Origin of the sequence: Streptomyces sp. Ag82_O1-12 (assembly GCF_900182715.1) — a bacterium.
Taxonomy (GTDB): Bacteria; Actinomycetota; Actinomycetes; order Streptomycetales; family Streptomycetaceae; genus Streptomyces; species Streptomyces massasporeus.
Genome location: NZ_FXUW01000001.1, coordinates 7,406,423 through 7,433,031, shown reverse-complemented (window position 1 = coordinate 7,433,031; position 26,609 = coordinate 7,406,423). Strand labels below are relative to the sequence as shown.

Genomic DNA, 26,609 nt, shown 5'->3' with positions numbered 1-26,609 from the left:
CGGGTCGGGGGCGGCCGAAGCGCTCCCGGCACCGGGCGGCGGACCGACCCTGTGCCCGGAGGGGATGCCCCTCCGGGCACGAGATACTCGACAAGGCAGCACGACTCGGAGGTGCCCCCATGCCGCGGACTCGACCGTTTGACGACCTGCCAGGCTGCGCGATGGAAGCAACAGTCAAGATCATCGGCGGGAAGTGGAAAGGTGTGATCCTTTTCCATCTGCTCGAGGGGACCATGCGGTTCAACGAGCTGCATCGCCAGATGCCCGGCATCGCTCCGCGCCTGATGACCAAGCAACTGCGTGAGCTGGAAGAGGACGGTCTGGTGCAGCGAACTGTCTACCCGGTCGTCCCGCCCAAGGTGGAGTACGCCTTGACCGAGGAGGCACGCTCGATGGAGCCGCTGCTGATCGGACTCAAAGACTGGGGTGAGCAGTGGTTGGCCCGACGTGGCATCGTCCTGCCGGAGCCCAAGGACGCGCAGGAGGAACCCTCCTCCGCCACGCTGCCGGCACCGTCCGAGGCTTAGCTCGACTCCGTCGGGAATCTTGAGGTTTCCCGGTGCGGGTGCATGATCAGCAGGCAGGCTCACTGCCGTGGTGCAGTTCGACCCAGCTGGTGAGGTGCACGTTGTCCGTCCGTCCCCGTCCCGGTGAGCAGGTCCCTCCTGACCGTGCAGGTTGCTCGGGCGAGCAACCCGAAGGGCACGACGGCGATGCGGGTGAGAAACCGCCTCGACGGCCTGTGGCACGACGAGGACTTCGCCGACTGGTACCCGCGTGACGGCCGACCCGGTCTCTCGCCTGCTCAGCTGGCCACGGTCTGCGTCTGCAATTCCTGCCCGGCCTGTCGGACCGACAGGCCGCCGAGGCGGTGCGCTGCCGCATCGACTTCACGTACGCCCTGGCCATCGAACTGGACGATCCCGGCTTCCACCACAGCGTGCTCGCCGACTTCACCGGCGGCAAGGGTGTGCGCCTGGCCTTCGACCCGATCGCAGGCCCCGGCGTCGAAACCCTCGCCCAGGGCATCGCCCCCAGCGGATACCTGGTTGTCCACGGCGCTCTCGACCCGCGCACCACCCCGCTGCCCAACGCGCAGTCCTTCCCCGCGCCGAACACCAGCACCTACACCCTCTTCGAGATCACCCCCGACCCCGAGCGGCTCCGTCGCGCCGTCGCCTTCATCAACGCCGGACTCGCCTCCGCATGGCAGGAAAGGTGGGGGACTCGTCCTTGCGGCCATGTCCGGGCCCCGCGAAGAATCGACGGCATGGCCCCTCGCACGGTTCTCGCCGTTCTCTTCGACGGCCTGCAGAGTCTCGGCGTCACCATGCGGTACGGGGCCCTGGAGGGCATACCAAGCGGTTGGTAACCTGCCGGGCATGACGACTGCCGCCCTGGAGCCGCGCGCCGGCCGACGCTGCCACAGCATGCTCAACACCCTGCACTCGACGCACTACTTCTCGCCCGATCTCGGGCGGGAGCTGGGCGCCCTCGGGGTCACCGATCCGCGTGCCGTGAACTTCGCCGTGCGGGCCGCCGCCTTCGGTCCGGTCGGCGCCGGCCCGGTGGCGGCGGCCTTCTACAACTACAAGTACGAGCTGGTGGCGCGGCACGTGCCGGCGGTGTGGGAGACCGCGGCACCCGCGCAGGTCCTCGCGGCACGCGCGCGTGCGGTCGACGCGACCCTGCGCCGCCTGCTCGGCGAGGAGGCCCTGGCGTCGGCGGAGATGGCCGAGGCCGCGCGACTCGCGCTGCGCGCCGCCGAGGCCTGCTCACGCGGGGCACGGCCGCTGTACGCCGCCCACGCCGACCTGCCCGTCCCCGAGAATCCACACCTCGCCTACTGGCACGCGGCGACCCTGCTGCGCGAGCACCGGGGCGACGGGCACCTGGCCGCCCTGATGTCCGCGGGTCTCGACGGCCTGGAGGCGATGGTGACCCACACCGCGACGGGCAAGGGCATGACTCCGAAGTGGGTGTGCGTCACCCGGGGCTGGAGCCGGGAGGACTGGGACGCGGCGACGGAGCGGCTGCGGGAACGCGGGCTGCTGGACGCCTCCGGCGACCTCACCGAGCGGGGCGTCGCCCTGCGCCGGGAGGTCGAGGAGGAGACGGACCGCCTGGACCGCGCCCCCTACGAGCACCTGGGCCCGGAAGGAGTGGCCCGGCTGACCGAGCTGGGCGGGGTGTTCGCGCACGCCGCGCTCGTGGCCGGGGCGTACCCGGCGGATCTGATCGGCAAGGGTGACGCATAGTGACGCGTCTCCGAGGTACCCGCTCTCCACCGGCCGCCGCGGCCGGGAGTGGAGAAAGGGGAATTTCGTGTTCCGTGCTATCGCAGACGTGCTGCGCCAGATCGGCGGCGCTATCGCCACCGTCGTGACGCTTCCTTTCCGGGCCCTGGCCCGGCTGTTCGGCGGGGCCTCGTCCTCCACCCGCGGCCGTAGGGCCTGATCCGGATCCCGACCTGCCGGAAGCCGCCCTGATCCCCGACTGTCGGTGCCACCTGCCACAATTGCCGCGCAACCTCAGCGGAGAAGGCGGTACGGGATCGTGACGACACCCGGGTCCATCGGGTCCATCAACGCAGTGTCCATCGAAGGCAGGATCGCCGAGGAGCTCGGCGTACGGGAGCGGCAGGTCAGGGCCGCCGTGGAACTGCTCGACGGCGGTTCTACGGTGCCCTTCATCGCCCGCTACCGCAAGGAAGCGACGGAGATGCTCGACGACGCGCAGCTGCGCACCGTCGAGGAGCGGCTGCGCTACCTGCGGGAGCTGGAGGAGCGGCGGGCGGCGATCCTGGAGTCGGTGCGCGAGCAGGGCAAGCTCACCGACGAACTGGAGGCGAGCATCCGGGGCGCCGAGACGAAGGCGCGCCTGGAGGACATCTACCTCCCGTACAAACCGAAGCGGCGCACCAAGGCGCAGATCGCCCGTGAGGCCGGACTCGAGCCGCTGGCGGAGGGGCTGCTCGGCGATCCGTCGGTCGAGCCCCTCGCCGCGGCCGCCGCGTTCGTCGACGCCGGCAAGGGCGTCGCCGATCCGCAGGCCGCCCTGGACGGTGCCCGGGCGATCCTCACCGAGCGGTTCTCGGAGGACGCCGACCTGATCGGCGAGCTGCGCGAGCGCATGTGGGTGCGCGGGCGGCTGGCCGCCAAGGTGCGGGACGGCAAGGAGGAGGCGGGCGCGAAGTTCTCCGACTACTTCGACTTCGCCGAGCCGTTCACCGACCTGCCCTCGCACCGCATCCTCGCGATGCTGCGCGGCGAGAAGGAGGAGGTCCTCGACCTCGTCCTGGAGCCCGAGGAGCAGACGGACGGCCCCTCCTCTTACGAGGGGATCGTCGCCCACAAGTTCGGCATCGCCGACCGGGGCCGCGCCGGTGACAAGTGGCTGAAGGACACGGTCCGCTGGGCGTGGCGCACCCGCATCCTCGTCCACCTCGGCATCGACCTGCGGCTGCGGCTGCGCACGGCCGCCGAGGACGAGGCGGTTCGGGTCTTCGCCGCGAACCTGCGCGACCTGCTGCTGGCCGCCCCCGCGGGCACACGCGCGACGCTCGGCCTGGACCCCGGCTTCCGCACGGGTGTGAAGGTCGCCGTGGTCGACGCCACCGGCAAGGTCGTCGCCACCGACGTCATCCACCCGCACGTGCCGGCCAACCGGTGGGACGAGGCCATCGCCAAGCTGGCCCGGCTCGCGAAGGAGCACGCGGTCGAGCTGGTCGCCATCGGCAACGGCACGGCGTCCCGCGAGACCGACAAGCTCGCCGGGGAACTGATCACCAAGCACCCCGAGTTGAAGCTCACGAAGGTGATGGTGTCCGAGGCCGGGGCGTCCGTGTACTCGGCGTCCGCGTTCGCCTCCCAGGAGCTGCCCGACATGGACGTGTCGCTGCGCGGCGCCGTGTCGATCGCCCGCCGGCTCCAGGACCCGCTGGCCGAGCTGGTGAAGATCGACCCGAAGTCCATCGGCGTCGGCCAGTACCAGCACGACCTGTCCGAGGTGAAGCTGTCGCGCTCGCTCGACGCGGTGGTCGAGGACTGTGTGAACGGCGTCGGGGTGGACGTCAACACGGCGTCGGCCCCGCTGCTCGCCCGGGTCTCCGGCATCACCTCCGGGCTCGCCGAGAACATCGTGGCGCACCGGGACCAGAACGGGCCGTTCAAGGCCCGCGGTGAGCTGAAGAAGGTTGCGCGGCTCGGCCCGAAGGCGTACGAGCAGTGCGCGGGCTTCCTGCGGATCCGCGGCGGCGACGACCCGCTGGACGCGTCGAGCGTGCACCCCGAGGCGTACCCGGTGGTCCGGCGCATGGTGAAGACCGCCGGGCAGGAGGTCGCCTCGCTCGTCGGCAACACCGGGGTGCTGCGCTCGCTGAAGCCGCAGGACTTCGTGGACGAGACGTTCGGTCTGCCCACCGTCACCGACATCCTGAAGGAGCTGGAGAAGCCCGGCCGCGACCCGCGCCCGGCCTTCAAGACGGCCGCCTTCAAGGAGGGCGTGGAGAAGATCTCCGACCTGTCGTCCGGGATGGTCCTGGAGGGCGTCGTGACGAACGTCGCCGCGTTCGGGGCGTTCATCGACATCGGCGTCCACCAGGACGGCCTGGTCCATGTCTCCGCGATGTCCAAGACGTTCGTGAAGGACCCGCGGGACGTGGTGAAGCCCGGCGACATCGTCAAGGTGAAGGTGCTCGACGTCGACATCCCCCGCAAGCGGATCTCGCTGACGCTGCGCCTGGAGGACGAGGCGGCGGCCTCGCAGGGCCAGGGCGGCGGCTCCGGTGAGCGTCGGCAGCGGGGTGGGCGTCCGCCGCAGCAGCGGCAGGGCGGGCGTGGCGGTGGCGGTGGCGGTGGCGGCGGCCGTGGTGGCGGCTCGCGTCAGGCGCCTCCGCCGGCCAACAGCGCGATGGCCGACGCCCTGCGCCGCGCGGGGCTGGCGGATCCCAAGGGCGGCAAGCGCTGACGGCTCCGCCGTGGGGGCCGTGGGGAACGGCGGGGCCGTTGTGGCTGGTCGCGCAGTTCCCCACGCCCCTGGGAAAGAGGCGCTTCGCGCCCTTTCCGTTCTAGGGTTGCCGAATGCGTGCCATCACCTGGGAAGTGTCCGCAAGCCATGGGTTCGAGACCGCCTGGGTCCGGCTCGGAGAAGGCGTGCTGCGGGCGCGCGGGCGGGCCGTCGGTACCGTTCCGGAGCCGTACTGGATCTCCTACGAGCTGGAGACCGCAGAGGGATTCGTGACCAGGCGGTTGACTGTCACGGCGGAGGCCGAGGCCGGGACCCGCGCGCTCGATCTGCTCCACGACGGTCGGGGTCGCTGGACCGCGAACGGCGAGCCGCTCCCCGCTGTCGACGGGGCGCTCGACTGCGATCTCGGGCTGTGCCCGCTCACCAACACCATGCCGGTGCTGCGGCAGGGGCTCCACCGGGAGCCCGGTGAGCGGGAGTTCCTGATGGCCTGGGTGTCGGTGCCGGATCTGACGGTACGGCCGTCGCGGCAGACGTACACACATCTCGGGCCCGGGCGGGTCCGTTACGCCTCCGGTGACTTCCGCAGCGACCTGGAGTTCGACGAGGAGGGGTACGTCGTGGACTACCCCTCCCTCGCCACGCGCCTGACGGCTCGTTAGCGCTCGGTCACCTTGCCGTCCGCGACTTCCAGGCGGCGCGTCACATGGACGGCGTCCAGCATGCGCCGGTCGTGGGTGACCAGCAGGAGCGTGCCCTCGTAGGCGTCGAGGGCGGACTCCAGTTGCTCGATGGCGGGCAGGTCGAGGTGGTTGGTCGGCTCGTCGAGGACCAGGAGGTTGACGCCCCGGCCCTGGAGCAGCGCGAGGGCGGCGCGGGTGCGCTCGCCCGGGGAGAGGCTCGCCGCGGGGCGCAGGACGTGGTCCGTCTTGAGGCCGAACTTGGCCAGGAGGGTGCGGACCTCGACCGGTTCGGTGTCCGGGACCGCCGCGCGGAAGGCGTCGAGCAGGGACTCCTCGCCGTGGAACAGCTTGCGGGCCTGGTCCACCTCGCCGAGCAGGACGCCCGAGCCGAGCGCCGCGTGCCCGGCGTCCAGTGGGACGCGGCCGAGGAGGGCGGCGAGCAGCGTGGACTTGCCGGCGCCGTTCGCGCCGGTCACCGCCACCCGGTCCGCCCAGTCGATCTGCAGGGAGACGGGGCCGAGGACGAAGCCGCCGCGGCGCACCTCGGCGTCCCGCAGGGTCGCGACGACGGCGCCCGAGCGCGGAGCCGACGCGATCTCCATACGCAGCTCCCACTCCTTGCGGGGCTCCTCGACGGCGTCGAGGCGCTCGATCATGCGCTGGGTCTGGCGGGCCTTCGCCGCCTGCTTCTCGCTGGCCTCGCTGCGGAACTTGCGGCCGATCTTGTCGTTGTCGTTGCTCGCCTTGCGGCGCGCGTTCTTCACGCCCTTGTCCATCCAGGAGCGCTGCATCTGCGCGCGGTCCTGGAGGGCCGCCTTCTTGTCGGCGTACTCCTCGAACTCGTCGCGGGCGTGCCGGCGGGCGACGTCCCGCTCCTCCAGATAGGCCTCGTAGCCACCGCCGAAGAGGTTGATCTGCCGCTGGGCCAGGTCGAGTTCGAGAACCTTGGTGACGGTGCGGGTGAGGAACTCGCGGTCGTGGCTGACGACCACCGTGCCGGCGCGCAGGCCGCTCACGAAGCGTTCGAGGCGCTCCAGGCCGTCCAGGTCGAGGTCGTTGGTCGGCTCGTCGAGGAGGAAGACGTCGTAGCGGGACAGGAGCAGGGAGGCGAGACCCGCGCGGGCCGCCTGGCCGCCGGACAGGGACGTCATCGGCTGGTCCAGGCCGACGGCGAGGCCGAGGCCGTCGGCGACCTCCTCGGCGCGTTCGTCGAGGTCGGCGCCGCCGAGGCCGAGCCAGCGCTCCAGGCTGGTGGCGTAGGCGTCGTCCGCGCCGGGTGCCCCGTCGACCAGGGCCTGGGTGGCCTCGTCCATGGCCCGCTGGGCCTCGGCGACGCCGGTGCGGCGGGCCAGGAACGCCCGGACGGTCTCATCGGGGCGGCGGTCCGGCTCCTGCGGGAGGTGGCCGACGGTGGCGGTCGGCGGGGACAGACGCAGATCGCCCTGCTCGGGCGCGGTGAGTCCGGCGAGCATCCTGAGCAGGGTGGACTTGCCCGCGCCGTTGGCCCCGACCAGGCCGATCACGTCGCCGGGCGCGACGACGAGGTCGAGTCCGGTGAACAGGGAGCGGTCGCCGTGGCCGGCGGCGAGGTTCTTGGCGACGAGGGTGGCAGTCATCAGAGCGCCGATCCTAACGGCCGGGCCGCTCAGTGGTTCACGGCCGTCACCAGGACGCTTCCGGACGTGCGCGCCACGACGTACGACCGGCCCCTGACGGCCTTCGCGTCGAGGACGACGCGGTGACGGCCGGCTTCGAGGACGCCGTCGAAGATCTCGTGGGTGTGGGTGCGGGAGAGCCGGCCCAGGCGGTACGCGGTGAGGGTGACGCGGCAGGTGGAGGTGACCTCGACGTCCGCGCCGGCGTCGGTCGCGGTCAGGCCGGTGAGGCGGCGCCGGTCGGCGGGGCTGCGGTCCAGGGCGTGTTCGATCTGGGCGACGAGGAGCGGGACGATCGGGGCGAGTCCGTCGACATGGGCGACCGGGACCCCGGCGCGCTCGAAGGCCCGGCGGACGGCGGCACGTTCCTGCTCGCCGACCGCGTGGCCGAAGGCGACGGCGCCGTAGCCGCGGAGTTCGTCGGCGGGTACGCCGTCGGCGTCATGGGCGATGTCCGCGCCGACGCCGATGGTGCGCAGGGCCGCGGCGAGCTTGGCCAGGACGGCGACGCGGGCGCCGATCAGCAGGACGCGGCGCCGTGGGTCGGGCGCGGAGCCGTTCAGCAGGGCACTCAGTGCCGTGCGGTACTCGGCGCCGCGGAAGCGGAACGGGCCGATGCCGTGGTAGCCGTTGAGCTCCAGGTCGGCCCGGTCGTCGGTCTGCCAGGCGAAGTCCCGCCAGATGACGTCCTCGCCGTCGCCCTGGATGACGGCCGTGACGGCGCCGCAGGCCAGGTCCTCGCACTCGGGGCAGCCGTAGACGACGTACCGGCCGCCCGGTAACGGGGCCGGGCTCTCCAGGAGCAGGCTGCGGACCTGCGCGGTGAAGATCGCGGGCGGGACGTCGGACGCGAGCGGGGAGACCGCGTCGAGGTCGGAGAGCTGGAACAGCAGCGGGCGTCCGTCGACGATGAAGTCCACGAAGTCCCGGTGGACCTGGTAACCGCCGTCGTTGAGGACTCCCCCGGCTCGCATCGCGGGAGCCAGGCCGAAGGTCGCGTACTCGGCACACATACGGTGAGTATTCCCACACTGAGGGTGATGCGAGCACGGCATGACACATTCCGCTACGGTCCGGGCATGACGAGTGAGTCGAGTGGCGAGATCGTGGTGGTCGGCGGTGGGGTGGTCGGGCTGACGACCGCCCTGGTTCTCGCGGAGCGGGGGGCGTCGGTGCGGGTGTGGACGCGGGACGGCGTCGAGGCGACCACCTCCGCCGTCGCGGGCGCGCTGTGGTGGCCGTACCGGATCGAACCGGTCGCGGCGGCACGCGCGTGGGCGCTGCGGTCCCTGGAGGTGTACGAGGACCTGGCGGCACGGGCCGCACCGGCAGGCGTACGCATGGCCGAAGGGGTACTGGGCGAGACCGATCTCGACGAGGCCGACGGGTGGCTGGCGGGCCGGGTGCCGGGGCTGCGGGCGTCCACGGCCGACGAGTACGCGGGTACGGGCGTCCGGGCACGGCTGCCGCTCATCGACATGCCGGCCCATCTGCCGTGGCTGCGGGAGCGGTTCGTCGCCGCGGGCGGCGTGGTCGAGACGCGCACGGTGTCCTCCTTCGCCGAGGTGGACGCGCCGGTCGTGGTCAACTGCGCGGGGCTCGCGGCGCGGGAACTCGTGCCCGACCCCTCCGTACGGCCCGTGCGCGGCCAGTTGGTCGTCGTGGAGAACCCCGGGATCGACACCTGGCTGGTCACCACCGACGCGGCCGGGGAGCACGCGTACCTGTTCCCGCAGCCGGGCGGACTCGTCCTCGGCGGTACGTCCGAGGAGGACGCGTGGTCGCTGGAGCCCGACCCCGCGACGGCCGAGGCGATCATCCGCCGCTGTGCGGCACTCAGGCCGGAGATCACCGGGGCCCGGGTGCTGGGGCACCGGGTGGGGCTGCGGCCCACCCGGCCGGCGGTCCGGCTGGAGCGCGACGCCCTGCCGGACGGGCGTCTGCTGGTGCACAACTACGGCCACGGCGGCGCGGGTGTCACCGTGGCCTGGGGGTGCGCGGAGGAGGCCGCACGGCTGGTCTCGGGCTGAGGCGGTCGGCGCGGGGCACAGGCCGAGGCGCTGGGGGCATAGACCGAGGGTCGGGGGCACAGGCCGAGGCGCTGGGGCACACGCCGAGACACCGGGCACAGGCTGAGACAGAGGGCGCTGGCTGAGGCGCGGGCCGCAGACCCAGGCACGAGCCACAGACCCAGGTGCAAACCGCAGACCCAAACGCGAGCCGCAGACCGAGACACGAGCCACAGACCCAGGCACTAGCCACAAACCGAGACACGAGCCGCAGACCCAGACACGAGCCGCAAACCCAAACGCGAGGGCGGCCCGGGTTCCTGGAACCCGGGCCGCCCCACGCCGTTCGAATCAGTGCTTGCCGATCGGGTCTCCCTCCACGTCCGGGCCGCGGCCCGGACCGACACGGAACTCGAACTCGCCGTCGTACTTCTTGTGGCCTTCCATCACGGCCATCTCGACGGCCTCGGAGCCCATCTGCTCGCGCACGATCACCGGGTCACGGCGCAGGTCGCGCATGAGGGCGACGCACATGAAGATCATCACGATGACGAACGGTGCCGCCGCGAGGATCGTGAGGTTCTGCAGACCGGTCAGCGCGTCGCCCTGGCCGCTGCCGACCATGAGCATGATCGCGGCCACCGCACCGGTGACCACGCCCCAGAACACCACCACGAACCGGCCCGGTTCGAGCGCGCCCTTCTGCGACAGGGTGCCCATGACGATCGAGGCCGCGTCGGCGCCCGAGACGAAGAAGATGCCGACGAGGACCATCACGAGCAGGCTCGTGACGGTGGCGACGGGGAACTGCTGGAGCACGTCGAAGAGCTGCCCCTCCGGAGTCGCCTCCTTGCCGAGCTGCCCCTCCTCCTGCATCTTCATGGCCGAACCGCCGAAGATCGCGAACCAGATCAGGCTGACCGTGCTGGGCACGAGGATGACACCGCCGACGAACTGGCGGATCGTGCGGCCCCGGCTGATGCGGGCGATGAACATGCCGACGAACGGCGTCCAGGAGATCCACCACGCCCAGTAGAAGACCGTCCAGCTGCCCAGCCAGTCGGCCACGCCCTTGCCACCGCTCGCCTCGGTCCGGCCGGCCAGCTGGGGCAGGTCGCCGAGGTAGGCGAAGACGGAGGTGGGCAGCAGGTCGAGGACGATGATGGTCGGGCCCGCCACGAACACGAACAGGGCGAGGATCAGTGCCAGCACCATGTTGGTGTTGGACAGCCACTGAATGCCCTTCTCCACACCGGAGATGGCGGACGCGACGAAGGCCAGGGTCAGCACCGCGATGATCGTGACGAGCAGCCCGGTGCTCACCTCGTCCATCCACTTCAGCTCCTGGACACCGGAGCCGATCTGGAGTGCGCCGAGCCCCAGGGAGGCGGCGGAGCCGAAGACGGTCGCGATGATCGCCAGGACGTCGATGGCCCGGCCGATGCCGCCGTTGGCGTGCTTCCTGCCGATGAGCGGGGTGAAGACGGCGCTGATGGTCTGCCGGCGCCGCCTGCGGAAGGTGCTGTAGGCGATGGCGAGGCCGACCACCGCGTAGATCGCCCAGGGGTGGAGCGTCCAGTGGAACAGGGTGGTGGCCATGGCCGTCTCCATGCGTTCGCCGGAGTCGGCCGGGTCGGTGCCCGGCGGGGGCGTGCCGTAGTGCGAGAGCGGCTCGCTCACGCCGTAGAACATCAGGCCGATGCCCATGCCGGCGCTGAACATCATCGCGACCCAGGACACCGTGCGGAACTCGGGCTCCTCACCCTCCGCACCGAGGTGGATACGGCCGTAGCGGCTGATGGCGAGCCAGAGGGCGAAGACGACGAAGCCGGAGGCCGCGAGCATGAACGCCCAGCCGCCGTTGTGCATCAGCCCGCCGAGCATGCTGGTGGAGACGTCTTCGAGCGAGTCGGTCGCGGTGGCGCCCCAGACCACGAAGGCGAGGGTGAGCACCGCCGTGACGCCGAAGACGATGCGGTCGGTCTGCGGTCGGTCCTGACCGGCCAGACCCGCTTCCGACCCGGGCAGCGTGGCTCCCTCCGGGGAGTCCTTGTCGCTTGGTCGTTCTTGCGTCACAGGCGGAACCTTTCATCGGGACATCGGAGGAGGATGTAGGTCCTCCGTAAACGCTGCTACCACGGGTGGCGGAATTTCACCCCTCTCAACAAGCGGTTTCGTATGAACCTCCTGTCAGGTGGTACTCGGCCCGGTCGTCGAGCAGCAGCGGCACGAGCGCCCGCAGGGGCTGGCGCAGGGGCACGAGCACACCCTCGCCGTCCTTGCGCACGCGTACTCCGTGCAGCGCGAGTTCATCGCCCACCTCGGCGTACTGGGCGGCGGTGAGACGGTAGCCGCAGGGTGGGTTCGAGATGATTTCATCCGGTTCGGGAGCCTCGTTGTCGGCGCCGCCGACGTAGACGGGGCCCGTGTCGGCGTAGCCCGCGAGGCGGGCCCGGGCCGTCGCCGTCTCGATCCGGGCGCGGCGCTGGTCGGTGTAGCCGAACAGGCCCTTGAGTGCGTCGAGTTGGGAGGTGACCCGGCGCCGGTTGTTCAGGGCCGGGTCCGCCTTCTCCTCGTCGGTGAGCGGGTCCACCCGGCTCTCGATGAGCAGCCCGACGGAGTGCTTCACACCGGACATGTTGCGCAGAATGCGCTCCTGTCCGTCTCCGGCTACCTGCTTGACCGGCTCACCGGTCTCCGGGTCAGTCCAGATGCCGTAGGTGCCGGTCGAGTGGCCGGCCCGCTCGGCGGCGGGGCGTACGTACGCCCCGGACAGGGTCCGCGCCTCGTCGTGGACCGCCTCGTGGGTGTTGAGGTTGCGCGGCCACAGGTCGAAGAGGTCCTTGTCGTAGTACCGGGGTGTGACGCCGTACTCGTGCAGGTCGTAGACGATGTCGGGGCGCTGGTCGCGGATGACGGCGGCCAGGGCGCGCCCCTCGGCGGTCTTCAGGGCGAGGTGGTCGCGGTTGATGTCGACGCCGTCGCTGTTGCCGCGGGTGTTCGCGGCCCGGCCGTCCGGGTTGGCGGTGGGCACGACCAGGACCGTGGTGCGGTCCAGGAAGCGCCGGGTGCGGCTGTCGCGGGCGTACGCGAGGTCGCGGACGGTGGTCAGGCAGGCCTCGCGGCCGGAGGGTTCGTCGCCGTGCTGGCTGCACACGAGCAGCACCTTGTTGTGGCTCGCGCGGTTGCCGATCCGCACGAGCTGGAGCGGGCGGTCCTGCTTCGTCGTGCCGAAGCGGGTCATGGAGACGCGGGCGCCGGCCCGGTCGACGGCCTCGAGGAAGTCCTGCTCCTCGGGCTGGGTGGTCCAGCGGGCGCCGTTCGACTGCTCGAAGCCGGTGCGGGGCGGGGTGTCGGTGGCCGCTTGGGCCGGTGCGGCGACCAGGGAGGCCGTGAGGGCCGCGGTGGTCGCTATCAGGGCGCCTGCACGGATCACTGGCTCGCCTCCGGGACACGGTGGGTGGTGCGCGGCTCCCGAACGCCGTCCAGGAACGTGGCGTCGGGGGTGGCGGTGGCGGCGCCCGTGGTGGCGCGGGCGAAGGCGGTGGCTCCGCCGGTGAACGGGACACGCGCGGAGGTGCGGGAGAGGTCGAGGGTGAGCTTCGGCTTGTCGGCGGGAGGGTCGATGAGGCCCTGGTCGGTGCCCGCGACGATCAGCGCCAGGCGGTGGCCCTTCGGGATGACATGGTCGGTCGCCGCGAGGTCGAGGGTGATCGTGTATCGCTCGCCCGGGGTGAGCGTGGAGCCCTCGTGGTCGGAGGCGTGGTTGCCGAGGTCGGCCCAGCCGCGGCTGACGACCGTGTAGTCGACGTCGGCGGTCTTCGCCTTCGTCTCCTTGAAGCAGGAGCTGTCCGCGGTGGTGCTCGCGCCCCAGCAGGTGCGGTCGGTGAGGGTGGTGATCCCTTCGCCCGCGTCGGCGTAGTCGCGGATCGTGGCGGGGCCGAGGTCCACGAGGACGGCGGAGAGGTGGGCCGTCGGGGTGGAGGGCGTCGCGGTGACGGTGACCTCGGAGGAGCCGGACAGGCGCAGGTCCCGGGTGAGCGTCCGGGTGGTGAAACCGGCCTTCTCCGGTGTGGGTTTGTCGATCTGCGCGGCCCAGTCGGTCTCGCTCCGCTTCGGGTCGTCGGTGAAGGTCTCGGTGCCGTGGCCGCGGTGCGGGCCGAGGGTGCCGACGCCGGCCTGGGTGCCCCGGTCGGGGCGCAGGGTGGCGGTGCGCGTGCCGCTCGGCGGCCAGACCCGGGAGGTGTCCCACTGGCCGGGGGCGCGCTCGATGTCGGCCATGGGCTCGCGGTCGATGCCGTTGTCGATGCCCTTGAGTTCGTGGTCGAACCAGCGGTGCAGCGTCTCGACCCATGCGCCGCGCCGGAAGTCGAAGGGGTCGACGTGGCCGGTCTGGGACAGCCAGATCTTGCGCTCGACGCCGTTCTTCGCGAGGGCGTTCCACCACGGGCCGACGTGCTTCATGCGGACGTTGAGGTCCTGCATGCCGTGGACCAGGAAGACGCTGGCCTTGACCTTGCGCGCGGCCTTCACGTAGTCGCGCTCGCTCCACAGCGGGGTCCAGTCGCCGGTGCGCGGCGCGCCGTCGACGAGCTTGCGCTGGACGGCCGCGCACTTGGCGCGGGCGTCGGGGCTGTCGACGTAGTCCGACAGCCACTCGGGACCGGAGTCGTAGAGGGGGGCGCCCTGTTGGAAGTAGTAGTCGTACCAGGAGGAGATGGCGCTGATCGGGACGATGGTCTTGAGGCCCTTGACGCCGGTGGCGGCGACGCCATTTGCGATGGTGCCGTCCCAGCTCTTGCCGATCATGCCGGTGCGGCCGTTGGTCCAGCCGGCCTGGGCGCGAGTGGCGCCGGTGCGGGTCGTGTAGGCCTTCGCACGGCCGTTCAGCCAGTCGACGACGGCCTTCGCGGACTGGATGTCGGAGCGGCCGCCGACGTCGACGCAGCCGTCGGAGCGGTTGGTTCCGGCCAGGTCCACGCCGACGACGGCGTAGCCGCGCGGCACGAAGTAGTTGTCGTAGTAGAGCGGCATCTGTGCGACACGGCCCTGCGCGTCGTAGGTCTTCTTCTGGCTCTCGTTGCCGCGCCCGCAACAGGAGTAGTACGGGCTGGCGTCCATGATGACGGGGACCTTGCGGCCCTGCCGGGCGGTTTCGCGGGGGCGGACGATGTCGACGGCGACCCGGTCGGGCTTTCCGTCCCGGTCACCGTCGAGACCGGTGTCCACCCAGACGGCCTCGCGGATGGCGTCCTCGTAGGAGTGGACGGGTTCACTCCCGCGCGGGGCGGCCTGTGCGGCCGCCGGGGTCAGCAGGGTGGCCAAGAGGGCGGCCGTGGCCGCCGTCGCGAGCGGTCTCCAGGTCGTGAAGCGCGTGCGTTTCGGCATGCGCCGGACGGTACATCGGTGAACTCCTGTTCAGAAGGGGGCAGCTGACGGACCGGCGTGTCCGCGACGCGCCCGCGGGGCGGGTGTCTCATGTCGGCCGAATGGCGATCGTGTGACAGCAGGGGCCATGGACATGATCAGTGGCACAGGGAGTCAATAGGCTCCGGACAGACCCCGGAAGACCTCGGGACCCTACGACTTGGAGCCTTGCGTGCACCGCAGAATCATCGCGCCGGGAGCCCTGGCAGCGGCCGTTCTCCTGCTGGCGATCCCGGCATCGGCCGCCCCCCACTCCCCCGGCGCGCCGGGTATCGGCGACCCCTACTACCCGGCCTACGGCAACGGCGGATACGACGTCTCCCACTACGACCTCCGGCTGAAGTACCAGCCCGCCACGGACGAACTGGAGGGCACGGCGACCCTCGTGGCCCGCGCCACGCAGGACCTGACGAGTTTCAACCTGGACTTCCTGCTGGACGTCGACGAGGTGCGCGTCAACGGCGTCAAGGCGTCGCTGCGGACCTCGGGCGAGCAGGAGCTGGAGATCACGCCGAAGACCCCGCTGGCCAAGGGCGCGCCCGTCACGGTCGTGGTGCGCTACCGCGGGGTGCCGTCGTCGAAGCAGGCCTTCGGTTTCACCAGCTGGCACCGCACCCCGGACGGCGGTGTCGCGGCGAACGAGCCCGAGGCTGCCGCGTGGTGGTTCCCGGCCAACGACCATCCCCTGGACAAGGCGACCTACGACGTCTCCGTGCTGGTCCCGGACGGTACGCAGGCCATCTCCAACGGCACGCTCCAGTCGACGAGTTCGAAGCTCGGCTGGACCCGCTGGAACTGGCGGTCCGACAAGCCGCAGGCCACGTACCTCGCCACGCTCGCGGTCGGGAAGTTCGACATCACGACCGGCACGACCGAGGGCGGCATCCCGGTCCTCAACGCCTACAGCAAGGACCTCGGCGCGAACGCCGGGGCGGCGCGGGCGAGCATCGAACGGACCGGGGAGATCGCGGACTGGCTGGCCGGGTACTTCGGGCCGTATCCCTACAGCGCGCTCGGCGGGTACGTGCCGAACACGGACACCGGGTACGCGCTGGAGACCCAGACGCGGCCGTTCTACAGCCCTCGGCAGTTCGCGAACGGGTCGAACGTGTCGGTCGTCGTCCATGAGCTGGCCCACCAGTGGTACGGCGACGAGGTGTCGCTCAAGGGCTGGAAGGACATCTGGATCAACGAGGGGTTCGCGCGGTACGCGCAGTGGCTGTGGTCGGAGCACGAGGGCGAGGGCACGGCGCAGGAACTCGCCGACTACGTGTACGCCTCGCATCCGGGCGACGACCCGTTCTGGACGGTGAAGCCCGGGGACCCGGGCCCGGAGAACCAGTTCGACATCGCGGTCTACGACCGTGGCGCACTGGCCGTCCAGGCGCTGCGCAACAAGGTCGGTGACGAGTCGTTCTTCGCGATCCTCAAGGGCTGGCCCGCGAAGTACGCCCATGGCAACGCCTCGGTGGCGGACTTCCGGCGGTACGCGGAGGAGGTCTCGGGCAAGCCGCTGACCGCGCTCTTCGACACGTGGCTGTTCCAGCCGTCGAAGCCGGGGGTGCCGGCGGCTCGGGCCGCGGCGGTGGCCAAGGGCGCCGAGGGAGCGAAGGGCGTGTCCCAGCCCAGGTCGTGGAAGCGGATCGCCGCGACGAACGGGGTGCACGGGCACTGATATCCGCGGGTCGGGCGGGGATGCGGGGGCACTGGCACCCTGTATCGGCGAAGGTGCGTGGGCACTGACACCCGGGTGTCGTGGGGGGGGGCGCCCGGCGCGACCCGGCGACGTGAAGCCCGCCGCCGGAGACGTCCGGCGCGACCCGGCGACGGAAGGCCCGCCGCAGAGGCGTCCGGCGCGACCCGGCTGCGGGCCGACCCGCCGCACGGCCCGCCGCCCCGCTCGACCCGGCGGCGGGCCTCCCGCACGGGGGTGTCGATGTGCTGCCCCGTCAGGGTGACGCCCGTACACCGTGACGTGTGAGGGCGAGGCTGCTGACGAGGGAGCCGGACGTGCGGAAGCTGGCGATCGTCGAGGCGCCGTCCGTGCTCGGGCTGCGCCCCACCGGGGTCGAGGACCTGCCCGCGGCGCTCCTCGGGGCCGGACTGGCCGAAGGGCTCGGTGCGCGGCACTCGGGCCGGGTGGAACCGCCCCCGTACGACCCGGCGCGGGATCCGGCGACGGGGCTCCTGAATCCGGGCGGCATCGCCGCGTACTCCGTCGCGCTGGCCGACGACGTGGGCGACGTCCTCGGCCACGGCCGCTTCCCCGTCGTGCTCGGCGGCGACTGCAGCGTGCTGCTCGGCACTCTGCTGGCACTGCGCCGCCGCGACGACCGGCACGGCCTGCTCTTCCTGGACGGGCACACCGACTTCTACCAGCCTTCGGCGGAGCCCGCGGGCGAGGTGGCCTCCATGGAGCTCGCCCTGGCCACCGGGCGCGGACCGCGGGTGCTGGCCGACCTGGAGGGCCGGGGCCCGCTCGTGCGCGACGCGGACGTCGTCGCCCTGGGGTTCCGGGACGCGGAAGAGTCCGCGGGGTACGGGATGCAGCCGCTGCCGTCGGCGCTGCACGCGCTGGAGCTGGACACCGTGCGCGCCCTGGGGGCGGCCGAGGCGGCCCGGCGCGCCGTCCGGGTGCTGACCGGTGACGGCACGGGCGCCGGGTACTGGATCCATCTCGACGTCGACGTCCTGAACGACGCGGTCATGCCGGCCGTCGACTACCGGCAGCCGGACGGGCTGACCTGGCAGGAGCTGGAGACCGTCCTGCGCACGGCGCTGACGGGCGGCGGGGCGGCGGGCCTCACCGTCGCGGTCTTCAACCCCCGCTTGGACCCCGACGGCGCCCTCGCCCGGCGCCTCGTCGACTGCCTGGTACGGGCCTTCGACAGCCAGGGCTGAGCCGGCCCGTTCCGCGCCGGGGCCCGACAGCGCCGGGCGCCCGACGGGCCGCGACCTGCTACTTCGTCAGCTGCGACAGCTCCTGGTCCGTCGTCCGGGTGACGCGGCGGCGGATGCCGAACCAGCCCGCGACCAGCATGACCGCGATCAGGGGGATGAGGAGGAGGGTCTTGCGGCCGACCTCGGGGTCGTTCCACATCATGCCGAGACAGGCCAGCAGGAAGGCGATCGTGGTGATCTCGGTGACCGGGCTGAAGGGAAGCCGGAAGGAGGGGCGGGTGACCTGGCCGTCCTTGGCGCGGCGGACGAAGACCAGGTGGCAGACCATGATGATCACCCAGGTGCTGATGATGCCGAGGGAGGCGACGTTCAGCACGATCTCGAAGGCCTGGGCCGGCACGAGGAAGTTCAGGCCGACGCCGAGCACGCACACCCCGCAGGTCAGCAGGATGCCGCCGTAGGGGACCTGGCTGCGGTTCATGCGCGCGGTGAACTTCGGCGCGGAGCCCGCCATCGCCATGGAGCGCAGGATGCGGCCCGTGGAGTACAGGCCGGAGTTGAGGGAGGACATGGCGGCCGTCAGGACGACCAGGTTCATCACGTCGCCCGCGGCCGGGACGCCGATCTTCGACAGCACCGTGACGAAGGGGCTCTGGTCGGCCGAGTAGACCGAACCCGGCAGGAGCAGGGCCAGCAGGACGACCGAGCCCACGTAGAAGAGGCCCACCCGCCACATGATCGAGTTCACCGCGCGCGGGACGACCTTCTCCGGCTCGGCGGTCTCGCCCGCGGCGACACCGACCAGCTCCAGTGCGGCGTACGCGAAGATCACGCCCTGCATGACCAGGACGACGGGCATCATGCCGTGCGGGAAGACGCCGCCGTTGTCGGTGATGACGCCCAGGCCCGGGGTCTGGCCGCCCACCTCGTGCTGCGTGGCGAGCAGGAAGATGCCGATCAACATGAACCCGACGAGCGTGGCGACCTTGATGATCGCGAACCAGAACTCCATCTCGCCGAAGTACTTCACCGAGATCAGGTTCACCGCCAGGACGACCGCGAGGGCGACCAGCGCGAGCACCCACTGCGGGATGTCCGTGAACATGCTCCAGTAGTGCGTGTAGAGCGCGATCGCGGTGATGTCGGCGATGCCGGTGGTCGACCAGTTCAGGAAGTACATCCAGCCGGCGATGTAGGCGCCCTTCTCGCCGAGGAACTCGCGCGCGTACGACACGAAGGAACCCGAGGAGGGGCGGTAGAGCACGAGCTCGCCGAGGGCCCGGACCACGAAGAAGGCGAAGATGCCGCAGACCAGGTAGGCGATCGCCAGCGCCGGGCCCGCGTTGTGCAGGCGGCCGCCCGCGCCCAGGAAGAGCCCGGTGCCGATGGCGCCTCCGATGGCGATCATGTTGACGTGGCGGGGCTTGAGGTCCTTGCTGTAGCCGGCGTCGCCCGCGTCCGCGGGCACTGCGGCCGCATCGGTACGCGGCGTGGCCGCAGCCGTGTTCACGGCGTCCTTGCTCACGGTGGATCCACTTCTCTGGTGCGCCCGAGCGGGTCACGCTCGGCTTCCGGACGTACATAAGGTCTGGGCCCTCTGTCAGGGCACAGACCAAGGGGCCACCTTCCCCCGCCCTGCGGGGCTCACGCGATGGCACACGTCACAGAGCGCTACTTCTCACACGGCCTTCACGTTCGGCGCCGGAGGTTTCACAGCACTGGTGAGACAGCGATACTGCTGCACATGACGACCGACGCCGAGGAGCCGACCCTCACGATCGACGAGCTGGCCGCCCGGACGGGCGTCACGGTGCGCACGGTCCGCTTCTACGGCACCAAAGGGCTGTTGCCACCGCCGATGCTCGGTCCGCGGCGCGTGGGGCACTACGGGAGTGAGCATCTGGCCCGGCTGGCGCTGATCGAGGAGTTGCAGCAGCAGGGCATGACGCTGGCCGGCATCGAGCGCTACCTGCGGCAGCTGCCGTCGGACCTGAGCGCGCACGACCTGGCCATCCACCGGGCCGTGGTGGCCTCCTGGGCGCCGGAGACCGTCGAGACGGTCACGCGGGCGGAGCTGGAGCGGCGGGCCGGGCGGATGCTCGGCGACGAGGACGTCGAGCGGCTCGTCGCGATGGGTGTGATCCGGCCCGCGGACGGCGGGTACGAGGCCGACCTCGGTCTGCTCCGGCTCGGCGCCGGGCTGCTGGACGTGCCGCTGTCCCAGGAGGCGATCTTCGCGGCGCGCGAGGTCCTCGTCGACCACACGCGTGCCGCGGCCCGGGAGCTGTCCCAGCTCTTCCGCGGCGAGGTGGCGGAGCGCGACGCGCGGGACGTGCGCTCCTTGTCCGCGCACATGCACCCTCTGGTGGTGCAGGCGCTCCTCACCGCGTTTCAGCGGTCGCTGAAGGAAGAGCTGGGCGAGTGGCTCACCGGGCCGTCGGGCTCCGGCGGGTCAGCCGCGGGCTGAGTCGCTGAACCGCTCCCCCTTCTCCGCCTTCTCCACCAGCAGCGCGGGCGGGGCGAAGCGCTCCCCGTACTGCTCGGCGAGTTCGCGCGCGCGTGCCACGAAGCCGGGCAGGCCCCCTTCGTAGCCGTTGATGTACTGGAGCACGCCGCCGGTCCAGCCCGGGAAGCCGATGCCGAAGATGGAGCCGATGTTGGCGTCGGCGACGGAGGTCAGCACGCCCTCCTCCAGCAGCCGGACGGTGTCCAGCGCCTCGGAGAACAGCATGCGCTCCTGCATGTCCCGGAACGGGATCCGATACCCCGGCTTGGTGTAGTGCTCGCGCAGCCCGGGCCACAGGCCGGTGCGCTTGCCGTCGTCGCCGTAGTCGTAGAAGCCGGCGCCCCCGCTGCGGCCGGTGCGGCCGAACTCGTCGACCATGCGGTCGATGACGGCCTCGGCGGGGTGGGCCGTCCAGGTGCCGCCCGCCTCCTCGACCGCGCGCCGGGTCTCGGCCCGGATCTTGCGGGGCAGGGTCAGCGTCAGTTCGTCCATCAGGGACAGCACCTTGGCCGGATAGCCGGCCTGGGCGGCGGCCTGCTCGACCGAGGCGGGCTCGATGCCCTCGCCGACCATCGCGACGCCCTCGTTGATGAAGTGGCCGATGACGCGGGAGGTGAAGAAGCCGCGCGAGTCGTTGACGACGATCGGCGTCTTGTTGATCTGCCGGACCAGGTCGAAGGCGCGGGCCAGAGCCTCCTCGCCGGTGCGCTCGCCCTTGATGATCTCGACGAGCGGCATCTTGTCGACGGGCGAGAAGAAGTGCAGGCCGATGAAGTCGCCCTGGCGCTCGACGCCTTCGGCGAGGGCGGTGATGGGCAGGGTGGAGGTGTTGGAGCAGAGCAGCGCGTCGGGCTCCACGACGTGTTGGATCTCCTGGAACACCTTGTGCTTGAGGGAGGTGTCCTCGAAGACGGCCTCGATGACGGCGTCGCAGCCGGCCAGGTCCTGCGCCTCGGCGGTCGGGGTGATGCGGGCGAGCAGCGCGTCGGCCTTCTCCTGGGACGTACGGCCCTTGGAGACGGCCTTGGCGCACAGCTTCTCGGAGTAGCCCTTGCCCTTGAGGGCCGCCTCCAGGGAGACGTCCTTGAGGACGACGTCGATGCCGGCGCGGGCGCAGGAGTAGGCGATGCCGGCGCCCATCATCCCGGCGCCGAGGACGGCGACCTTGCGGACCTTGCGGGGCTCGATGCCCTGGGGGCGGTTGGCGCCGGAGTTGACGGCCTGGAGGTCGAAGAAGAAGGCCTGGATCATGTTCTTCGAGGTCTGGCCGGCCGCGAGGTCCACGAAGTAGCGGGCCTCGATGACCTGGGCGGTCTCGAAGTCGACCTGAGAGCCCTCGACGGCTGCGGCCAGGATGTTGCGCGGGGCCGGGTAGGGGGCGCCGTTCGTCTGCTTGCGCAGGCTGGCCGGGAAGGCGGGCAGGTTAGCGGCGAACTTGGGGTTGGCCGGCGTGCCGCCCGGGATGCGGTAGCCCGGCTTGTCCCAGGGCTGCTGGGACTCGGGGTTGGCGTCGATGAAGGCGCGCGCCTTGGCGAGCATGTCCTCCTGGCTCTCGGCCACCTCATCCACGAGGCCGTTCTCCTGGGCGCGGCGCGGGCTGTACTGGGTGCCCTGGAGGAGGACCTTCAGCAGGGCGTCGGCGATGCCGAGCAGGCGGACGGTGCGGACGACGCCGCCGCCTCCGGGGAGCAGACCGAGGGTGACCTCGGGGCAGCCGATCTTGGAGCCGGGCGCGTCGAGCGCGACGCGGTGGTGGCAGGCGAGGGCGATCTCGTAGCCGCCGCCGAGGGCCGCGCCGTTGAGGGCGGCGACGACGGGCTTGCCGAGGGTCTCGATGCGGCGCAGGTTCCGCTTGATGGCCATGCCGCCGTCGAAGAGCTCCTGGGCGGTCTCGGGCGTGACGCGGATGAGGTCGCGCAGGTCGCCGCCGGCGAAGAAGGTCTTCTTCGCGGAGGTGATGATGACGCCCCGGATGGAGTCCTTCTCGGCCTCCAGGCGGTCGGTGACGGCGGCCAGCGAGTCGCGGAACGCCTGGTTCATGGTGTTCGCGGACTGGTTGGGGTCGTCGATGACGAGGGTGACGAGGCCGGTGCGGTCCTGTTCCCAGCGGATGGTGGTGGATTCAGTGCTCATGTGGAGGTGCTCCGTGTGATCCGTCGGGAGGGGGTCAGATGCGCTCGACGATGGTGGCGACGCCCATGCCGCCGCCGACGCACAGCGTGGCGAGGCCGTAGCGCTTGTCCTGGCGCTCCAGTTCGTCCACGAGGGTGCCGAGGATCATCGCGCCGGTCGCGCCGAGGGGGTGGCCGAGCGCGATCGCGCCGCCGTTGACGTTGACCTTGTCGAGGGACAGGCCCATGTCCTTCACGAAGCGCAGCACGACCGCCGCGAACGCCTCGTTGATCTCGACGAGGTCGATGTCGTCGATGGTCAGTCCGGCCTTGGCGAGGGCCTTGCGGGTGGCGGGGGCGGGGCCGGTGAGCATGATGGTCGGCTCGGAGCCGGAGACCGCGGCGGAGACGATCCGGGCGCGGGGGGTGAGGCCGTAGCGCTCGCCGACCTCCTTGGAGCCGATCGCGACGAGCGAGGCGCCGTCGACGATGCCGCTGGAGTTGCCCGCGTGGTGAACGTGGTCGATCTTCTCCACCCAGTGGTACTGCTGGAGGGCCACGGCGTCGAAGCCGCCGAGTTCGCCGATGTCCGCGAAGGACGGCTTGAGCTTGGCGAGGGAATCGGCGGTGGTGCCGGGACGCGGGAACTCGTCGTGGTCGAGGACGACGAGGCCGCTGCGGTCCTTGACCGGGACGACGGACCGCTCGAAGCGGCCGTCCTTCATCGCGGTGGCGGCCCGCTCCTGGGAAAGGGCCGCGTACTCGTCGACGTCGCGCCGGGAGAAGCCCTCGATGGTGGCGATGAGGTCGGCGCCGATGCCCTGCGGCACGAAGTTGACCTCGAGGTTGGTCATCGGGTCGTTGAACCAGGCACCGCCGTCGGAGGCCATCGGCACCCGGGACATCGACTCGACGCCGCCCGCGAGGACGAGGTCCTCCCAGCCGGAACGCACCTTGGCGGCGGCCAGGTTGACGGCCTCCAGGCCCGAGGCACAGAAGCGGTTCTCCTGCACACCGGCGACCGTGTCGGGCAGGCCCGCGGCGATGGCGGCGATCCGGGCGATGTCGGAGCCCTGGTCGCCGACCGGGCCGACGACGCCGAGGACGATGTCGTCGACGGCGGCCGGGTCGAGGTCCGGGAACCTGGCGCGGATCTCGTGGATCAGTCCGACGACCAGGTCGATGGGCTTGGTGCCGTGCAGGGCGCCGGTGGCCTTGCCGCGGCCGCGCGGGGTGCGGATCGCGTCGTAGACGTACGCTTCGGTGCTCACGAGGGGGCCTTTCACTGAGGGTTTCGGGACGACGGGAGGAGCCCGGGGACGTCCCAGTCCCGGGCGACGTCCGCCGTGTCGGCGCCCGGCCGCGCCGGGCCGGTGCGGACGGAGGTCGGGGTCGCGGAGAAGCGGGGGGCCGGGGCGGGCTGGGTGATGCCGCCGTGGTCGGTGAAGGTGCCGCGGGCGGCCAGGTGCGGGTGGTGCGGGGCCTCGCGCAGCGACAGCACGGGCGCCACGCAGGCGTCGGAGCCGTCGAAGACGGCCGTCCACTCGTCCCGGGTACGGCTCTTGAAGCGGGTGGCGACCTGCTCGCGCAGTTCACTCCAGCGGGCGACGTCCTTGCGGGCCCCCTCCTGGCCCTCGACGCCGAGGAGGGCGAGGAACTCCGCGTAGAACCGGGGCTCCAGGGCGCCGACGGCCATGTACCGGCCGTCGGCCGTCTCGTACGTGCCGTAGTAGGGGCAGCCGCCGTCCAGGAGGTTGGCGCCGCGGCGGTCCTGCCAGCCGCCGGCGGCGAGCATGCCGTGGATCATCGTGGCGAGATGGGCGGTGCCGTCGACGATGGCGGCGTCGACGACCTGGCCGGTGCCGTTCGCGCGCGCGTGGTGCAGGGCGGCGAGGACGCCGACGACGAGATAGAGGGAGCCGCCCGCGTAGTCGCCGAGCAGGTTCGCCGGGACCGCGGGCGGTTCGTCCGGGCGGCCGATCATGCCGAGGGCGCCGGTGGGGGCGATGTAGGCGATGTCGTGCCCGGCGCGCTGGGCGAGCGGGCCGTCCTGGCCCCAGCCGGTCATCCGGCCGTAGACGAGACGCGGGTTGCGGGCGTGGCAGTCCCCGGGGCCGACACCGAGGCGCTCCGCGACGCCGGGGCGGTAGCCCTCGACGAGGACGTCGGCGCGGGCCACGAGGTCGAGCACCCGGTCCGGGCCGTCCGGGGCCTTCAGGTCGACGACCACCGAGCGCTTGTTGCGGTTGGTGACGTCGTACGCCGGGTCGATCGCGAGCCCGGGGCCGCCGGGCCGGTCCACACGCACGACGTCGGCCCCGAGGTCGGCCAGCAGCATGGCGGCGAACGGGCCGGGCCCGATGCCGGCCAGCTCCACGACGCGCACGCCGGTGAGCGGACCGTGTCCTGGCGTCCTTGCCGTGGTCATCCAGCCCCCATGCTGTGACACAACTGATGTAACACCAGTGATGCTAAGAACGTGTTCCACTCGGCACAAGACCTGAACGAGCAAGCGCTTAGCAATCTGCCGGACGGGATCAGCTTCCGTCCAGCACGACTATCAGCCGCTTCGGCGCGATCACCCGGTAGCTCTCCTCCACCCAGTCGCAGAGCACCTCGGCGGCGGGGGCGCCCTGCTGCTCCAGGGGGATGCTCACCCAGCCCGCTTTGCCCAGGCCGTATCCGGCGGGCTCGGCGCCGGGGCAGGCCAGCGCGTGGGCGTGCGCCGTCTCGTCCTTGAGCTTCACCGTCACCCCCAAGGGGTAACTGCCGTCCTGGACGCCGAGGAAGACGAACACCTTCTTGTTGACCTTCGCGACGGACTCGCCCCAGGGGAACTCCTCGCCGGCGTCCGGCAGCCCCAGTGCGAACGCGCGCACTTTCTCCCACTTCTTCAGGGCATTCCTGGGCACGGCCATCGTCGTCCTCCGGGCTCGTCGTCGGGCTCCGCACCCCTCACGCTAGCCTCGGCCACCGACAGCGGCACGGGCTGCACGACCGAGGGGTGTCATGAGCAGGCAAAGCAGGACGGACCGTCCGTACGACATCGTGCTCTTCGGAGCGACCAGTTTCGCCGGGGCGCTCACCGCGGAGTACCTGGCCGCCCATGCGCCCGAGGGGCTGCGCTGGGCCATCGCGGGCCGCAGCGCCGGGAAGCTGGAGCGGCTGCGGGAGCGGCTGCCCGCCGACGCGAAGGTCGGGGTGGAGCGGGCGGACGTCTGCGACCCCGCCTCGTTGCGCGATCTCGCCGGCAAGGCGCGCGTGCTGGCCACGACGGTCGGCCCGTACGTGACGTACGGCGAGGAGCTCGTCGCCGCCTGCGCGGACACCGGGACCGACTACCTCGACCTGTGCGGCGAGCCGGAGTTCGTGGACCTGATGTACGTCCGGCACGACGCCCGCGCACGGGAGACCGGGGCGCGGCTGGTGCACGCCGCCGGGTTCGACTCGATCCCGCACGACCTGGGCGTGTACTTCACCGTGCAGCAGCTGCCCGAGGACGTGCCGCTGGCCGTGGAGGGCTTCGTCACCGCGGACGCGGCGTTCTCGGGCGGAACCTTCGCCTCCGCGCTCGGCCAGTTCGCGCGGCAGCGTCAGATGGCGGCGGCCGCCCGGGACCGGCGGCGACACGAGCCGCGACTGGTGGGCCGGCGGGCGTCGGCGCCGTTGGGCGGGCCGCGGTTCGCCAAGGAGGTCGGTGCGTGGGCGTTGCCGATGCCGACCATCGACCCGCAGATCGTGCGGCGCTCGGCGTCGGCCCTCGACCGGTACGGGCCCGACTTCCGCTACCGGCAGTACGCGGCCGTCCGGCATCTGCCGGTCGCGGTCGGCGGCGTCGCCGCGGTCGGCGCGCTGGTCGCGGCGGCTCAGGTGCCGCCCGCGCGGCGCTGGTTGTCGGACCGGCTCAAGCCCGGCGACGGGCCGAGCCCGGAGAAGCGGGCGAAGAGCTGGTTCTCCGTGCGCTTCGTGGGCGAGGGCGGCGGTCAGCGGGTGTACACGGAGGTCTCCGGCGGCGATCCCGGCTACGACGAGACGGCCAAGATGTTCGCCGAGTCGGCGCTGTGCCTCGCCTTCGACGACCTTCCGGAGACGGCGGGTCAGGTCACCACGGCGGTGGCGATGGGCAACGCGCTGATCGACCGGCTGCGTGCGGCGGGTATCCGCTTCCGCGTCGCGTCGGCGCGCTGAGGGTCCTACAGCGGCCACTCGGCGATGGTGTAGATCATCCCGGCGATCCAGCCGAGCCCGGCCGTCACGGCGAGGATCAGCCCTAGGGTGACGGCCCGCTCGACGGTCTGGGCCGGGCCGGCAACGGGCTTGGGGGCACGGTGCGTTGTCATGCGCCCCAG

At 71.7% G+C, this 26,609-nt stretch carries 22 protein-coding genes; 11 read left to right on the top strand and 11 right to left on the bottom strand.

Translation table 11 applies throughout. From position 1 onward, the window contains the following. Positions 1–161: 161 nt before the first annotated feature. The 6 genes from QOL88_RS33815 (at position 162) to QOL88_RS33790 (ending at position 5,630) form a co-directional block, all read left to right on the top strand. On the top strand, positions 162–527 hold the full coding sequence (locus QOL88_RS33815; protein WP_097222036.1) for a winged helix-turn-helix transcriptional regulator: 366 nt from the start codon (positions 162–164) through the stop codon (positions 525–527). A 344-nt stretch (positions 528–871) separates the two neighbouring features. After that, positions 872–1,372, top strand: coding sequence for an MDR/zinc-dependent alcohol dehydrogenase-like family protein (locus tag QOL88_RS39020; RefSeq protein WP_373559326.1), 501 nt, complete (start codon positions 872–874; stop codon positions 1,370–1,372). Positions 1,373–1,382: 10 nt separating this feature from the next. Then, positions 1,383–2,258, top strand: a complete 876-nt coding sequence (locus QOL88_RS33805) for an SCO6745 family protein (RefSeq protein ID WP_097222035.1) — start codon at positions 1,383–1,385, stop codon at positions 2,256–2,258. A gap of 67 nt (positions 2,259–2,325) precedes the next feature. Next, a complete protein-coding gene (locus tag QOL88_RS33800) occupies positions 2,326–2,457 on the top strand; it encodes an LPFR motif small protein (protein ID WP_257027966.1) in 132 nt (43 codons plus the stop codon). Positions 2,458–2,556: 99 nt separating this feature from the next. Next, positions 2,557–4,968, top strand: a complete 2,412-nt coding sequence (locus QOL88_RS33795) for a Tex family protein (protein ID WP_097222034.1) — start codon at positions 2,557–2,559, stop codon at positions 4,966–4,968. Between the two features lie 113 nt (positions 4,969–5,081). Next, complete coding sequence (locus tag QOL88_RS33790; RefSeq protein WP_097222033.1) at positions 5,082–5,630, top strand: putative glycolipid-binding domain-containing protein; 549 nt, start codon at positions 5,082–5,084, stop codon at positions 5,628–5,630. Here the strand turns inward: QOL88_RS33790 and QOL88_RS33785 are convergent. Both QOL88_RS33785 and QOL88_RS33780 read right to left on the bottom strand, forming a co-directional pair. After that, positions 5,627–7,267 carry an ABC-F family ATP-binding cassette domain-containing protein gene (locus tag QOL88_RS33785; protein ID WP_097222032.1) on the bottom strand — a complete coding sequence of 547 codons (1,641 nt, stop codon included), beginning with the start codon at positions 7,265–7,267 and terminating at the stop codon, positions 5,627–5,629. The genes QOL88_RS33790 and QOL88_RS33785 overlap by 4 nt on opposite strands. A gap of 29 nt (positions 7,268–7,296) precedes the next feature. Further along, positions 7,297–8,319, bottom strand: a complete 1,023-nt coding sequence (locus QOL88_RS33780) for an oxidoreductase (protein WP_097222031.1) — start codon at positions 8,317–8,319, stop codon at positions 7,297–7,299. Positions 8,320–8,385: 66 nt separating this feature from the next. Here QOL88_RS33780 and QOL88_RS33775 point away from each other — a divergent pair, with 66 nt between their 5' ends. Continuing rightward, a complete protein-coding gene (locus QOL88_RS33775; RefSeq protein ID WP_097222030.1) occupies positions 8,386–9,336 on the top strand; it encodes an NAD(P)/FAD-dependent oxidoreductase in 951 nt (316 codons plus the stop codon). Positions 9,337–9,666: 330 nt separating this feature from the next. Here QOL88_RS33775 and QOL88_RS33770 read toward each other — a convergent pair whose 3' ends face one another. From QOL88_RS33770 to QOL88_RS33760, 3 genes are all read right to left on the bottom strand, one after another. Next, the gene (locus QOL88_RS33770; RefSeq protein ID WP_097222029.1) at positions 9,667–11,391 is read right to left on the bottom strand and encodes a BCCT family transporter; all 1,725 of its coding nucleotides are present in this window, start codon (positions 11,389–11,391) and stop codon (positions 9,667–9,669) included. 85 nt (positions 11,392–11,476) lie between these two features. Further along, positions 11,477–12,751 (bottom strand): M14 family metallopeptidase, encoded by a 1,275-nt coding sequence (locus tag QOL88_RS33765; RefSeq protein WP_097222028.1) that lies wholly within the window; start codon positions 12,749–12,751, stop codon positions 11,477–11,479. Beyond that, on the bottom strand, positions 12,748–14,703 hold the full coding sequence (locus tag QOL88_RS33760; protein ID WP_097222027.1) for a Xaa-Pro dipeptidyl-peptidase: 1,956 nt from the start codon (positions 14,701–14,703) through the stop codon (positions 12,748–12,750). The genes QOL88_RS33765 and QOL88_RS33760 overlap by 4 nt, the downstream gene beginning before the upstream one ends. A gap of 211 nt (positions 14,704–14,914) precedes the next feature. Here QOL88_RS33760 and QOL88_RS33755 point away from each other — a divergent pair, with 211 nt between their 5' ends. Together QOL88_RS33755 and QOL88_RS33750 are read left to right on the top strand one after the other, a co-directional pair. Beyond that, the gene (locus tag QOL88_RS33755) at positions 14,915–16,417 is read left to right on the top strand and encodes a M1 family metallopeptidase (RefSeq protein ID WP_179879030.1); all 1,503 of its coding nucleotides are present in this window, start codon (positions 14,915–14,917) and stop codon (positions 16,415–16,417) included. 335 nt (positions 16,418–16,752) lie between these two features. After that, positions 16,753–17,643 carry an arginase family protein gene (locus tag QOL88_RS33750; protein WP_097222025.1) on the top strand — a complete coding sequence of 297 codons (891 nt, stop codon included), beginning with the start codon at positions 16,753–16,755 and terminating at the stop codon, positions 17,641–17,643. 58 nt (positions 17,644–17,701) lie between these two features. Here QOL88_RS33750 and QOL88_RS33745 read toward each other — a convergent pair whose 3' ends face one another. Beyond that, positions 17,702–19,168 carry an amino acid permease gene (locus QOL88_RS33745; protein ID WP_097222024.1) on the bottom strand — a complete coding sequence of 489 codons (1,467 nt, stop codon included), beginning with the start codon at positions 19,166–19,168 and terminating at the stop codon, positions 17,702–17,704. Positions 19,169–19,387: 219 nt separating this feature from the next. On the opposite strand from QOL88_RS33745, the gene QOL88_RS33740 reads away from it, so the two are divergent. Further along, positions 19,388–20,110 (top strand): MerR family transcriptional regulator, encoded by a 723-nt coding sequence (locus QOL88_RS33740; protein ID WP_179879029.1) that lies wholly within the window; start codon positions 19,388–19,390, stop codon positions 20,108–20,110. On the opposite strand, the gene QOL88_RS33735 is transcribed toward QOL88_RS33740, so the two are convergent. From QOL88_RS33735 to QOL88_RS33720, 4 genes are all read right to left on the bottom strand, one after another. Beyond that, complete coding sequence (locus QOL88_RS33735; RefSeq protein ID WP_097222022.1) at positions 20,096–22,282, bottom strand: 3-hydroxyacyl-CoA dehydrogenase NAD-binding domain-containing protein; 2,187 nt, start codon at positions 22,280–22,282, stop codon at positions 20,096–20,098. The two genes, QOL88_RS33740 and QOL88_RS33735, sit on opposite strands and share 15 nt — an antisense overlap. 34 nt (positions 22,283–22,316) lie before the next feature. Next, on the bottom strand, positions 22,317–23,531 hold the full coding sequence (locus QOL88_RS33730) for an acetyl-CoA C-acetyltransferase (protein WP_097222021.1): 1,215 nt from the start codon (positions 23,529–23,531) through the stop codon (positions 22,317–22,319). A gap of 11 nt (positions 23,532–23,542) precedes the next feature. Beyond that, positions 23,543–24,688, bottom strand: a complete 1,146-nt coding sequence (locus QOL88_RS33725) for a CaiB/BaiF CoA transferase family protein (RefSeq protein WP_097222020.1) — start codon at positions 24,686–24,688, stop codon at positions 23,543–23,545. A gap of 109 nt (positions 24,689–24,797) precedes the next feature. Then, positions 24,798–25,178: an MmcQ/YjbR family DNA-binding protein gene (locus tag QOL88_RS33720; protein ID WP_097222019.1), complete on the bottom strand. Its 381-nt coding sequence runs from the start codon at positions 25,176–25,178 to the stop codon at positions 24,798–24,800. Between the two features lie 91 nt (positions 25,179–25,269). On the opposite strand from QOL88_RS33720, the gene QOL88_RS33715 reads away from it, so the two are divergent. After that, positions 25,270–26,448 carry a saccharopine dehydrogenase family protein gene (locus QOL88_RS33715; RefSeq protein WP_097222018.1) on the top strand — a complete coding sequence of 393 codons (1,179 nt, stop codon included), beginning with the start codon at positions 25,270–25,272 and terminating at the stop codon, positions 26,446–26,448. A 5-nt stretch (positions 26,449–26,453) separates the two neighbouring features. Here QOL88_RS33715 and mmpA read toward each other — a convergent pair whose 3' ends face one another. Continuing rightward, positions 26,454–26,600, bottom strand: coding sequence for a morphogenic membrane protein MmpA (gene mmpA, locus QOL88_RS33710; protein WP_097223303.1), 147 nt, complete (start codon positions 26,598–26,600; stop codon positions 26,454–26,456). Between the last annotated feature and the right edge of the window lie 9 nt (positions 26,601–26,609).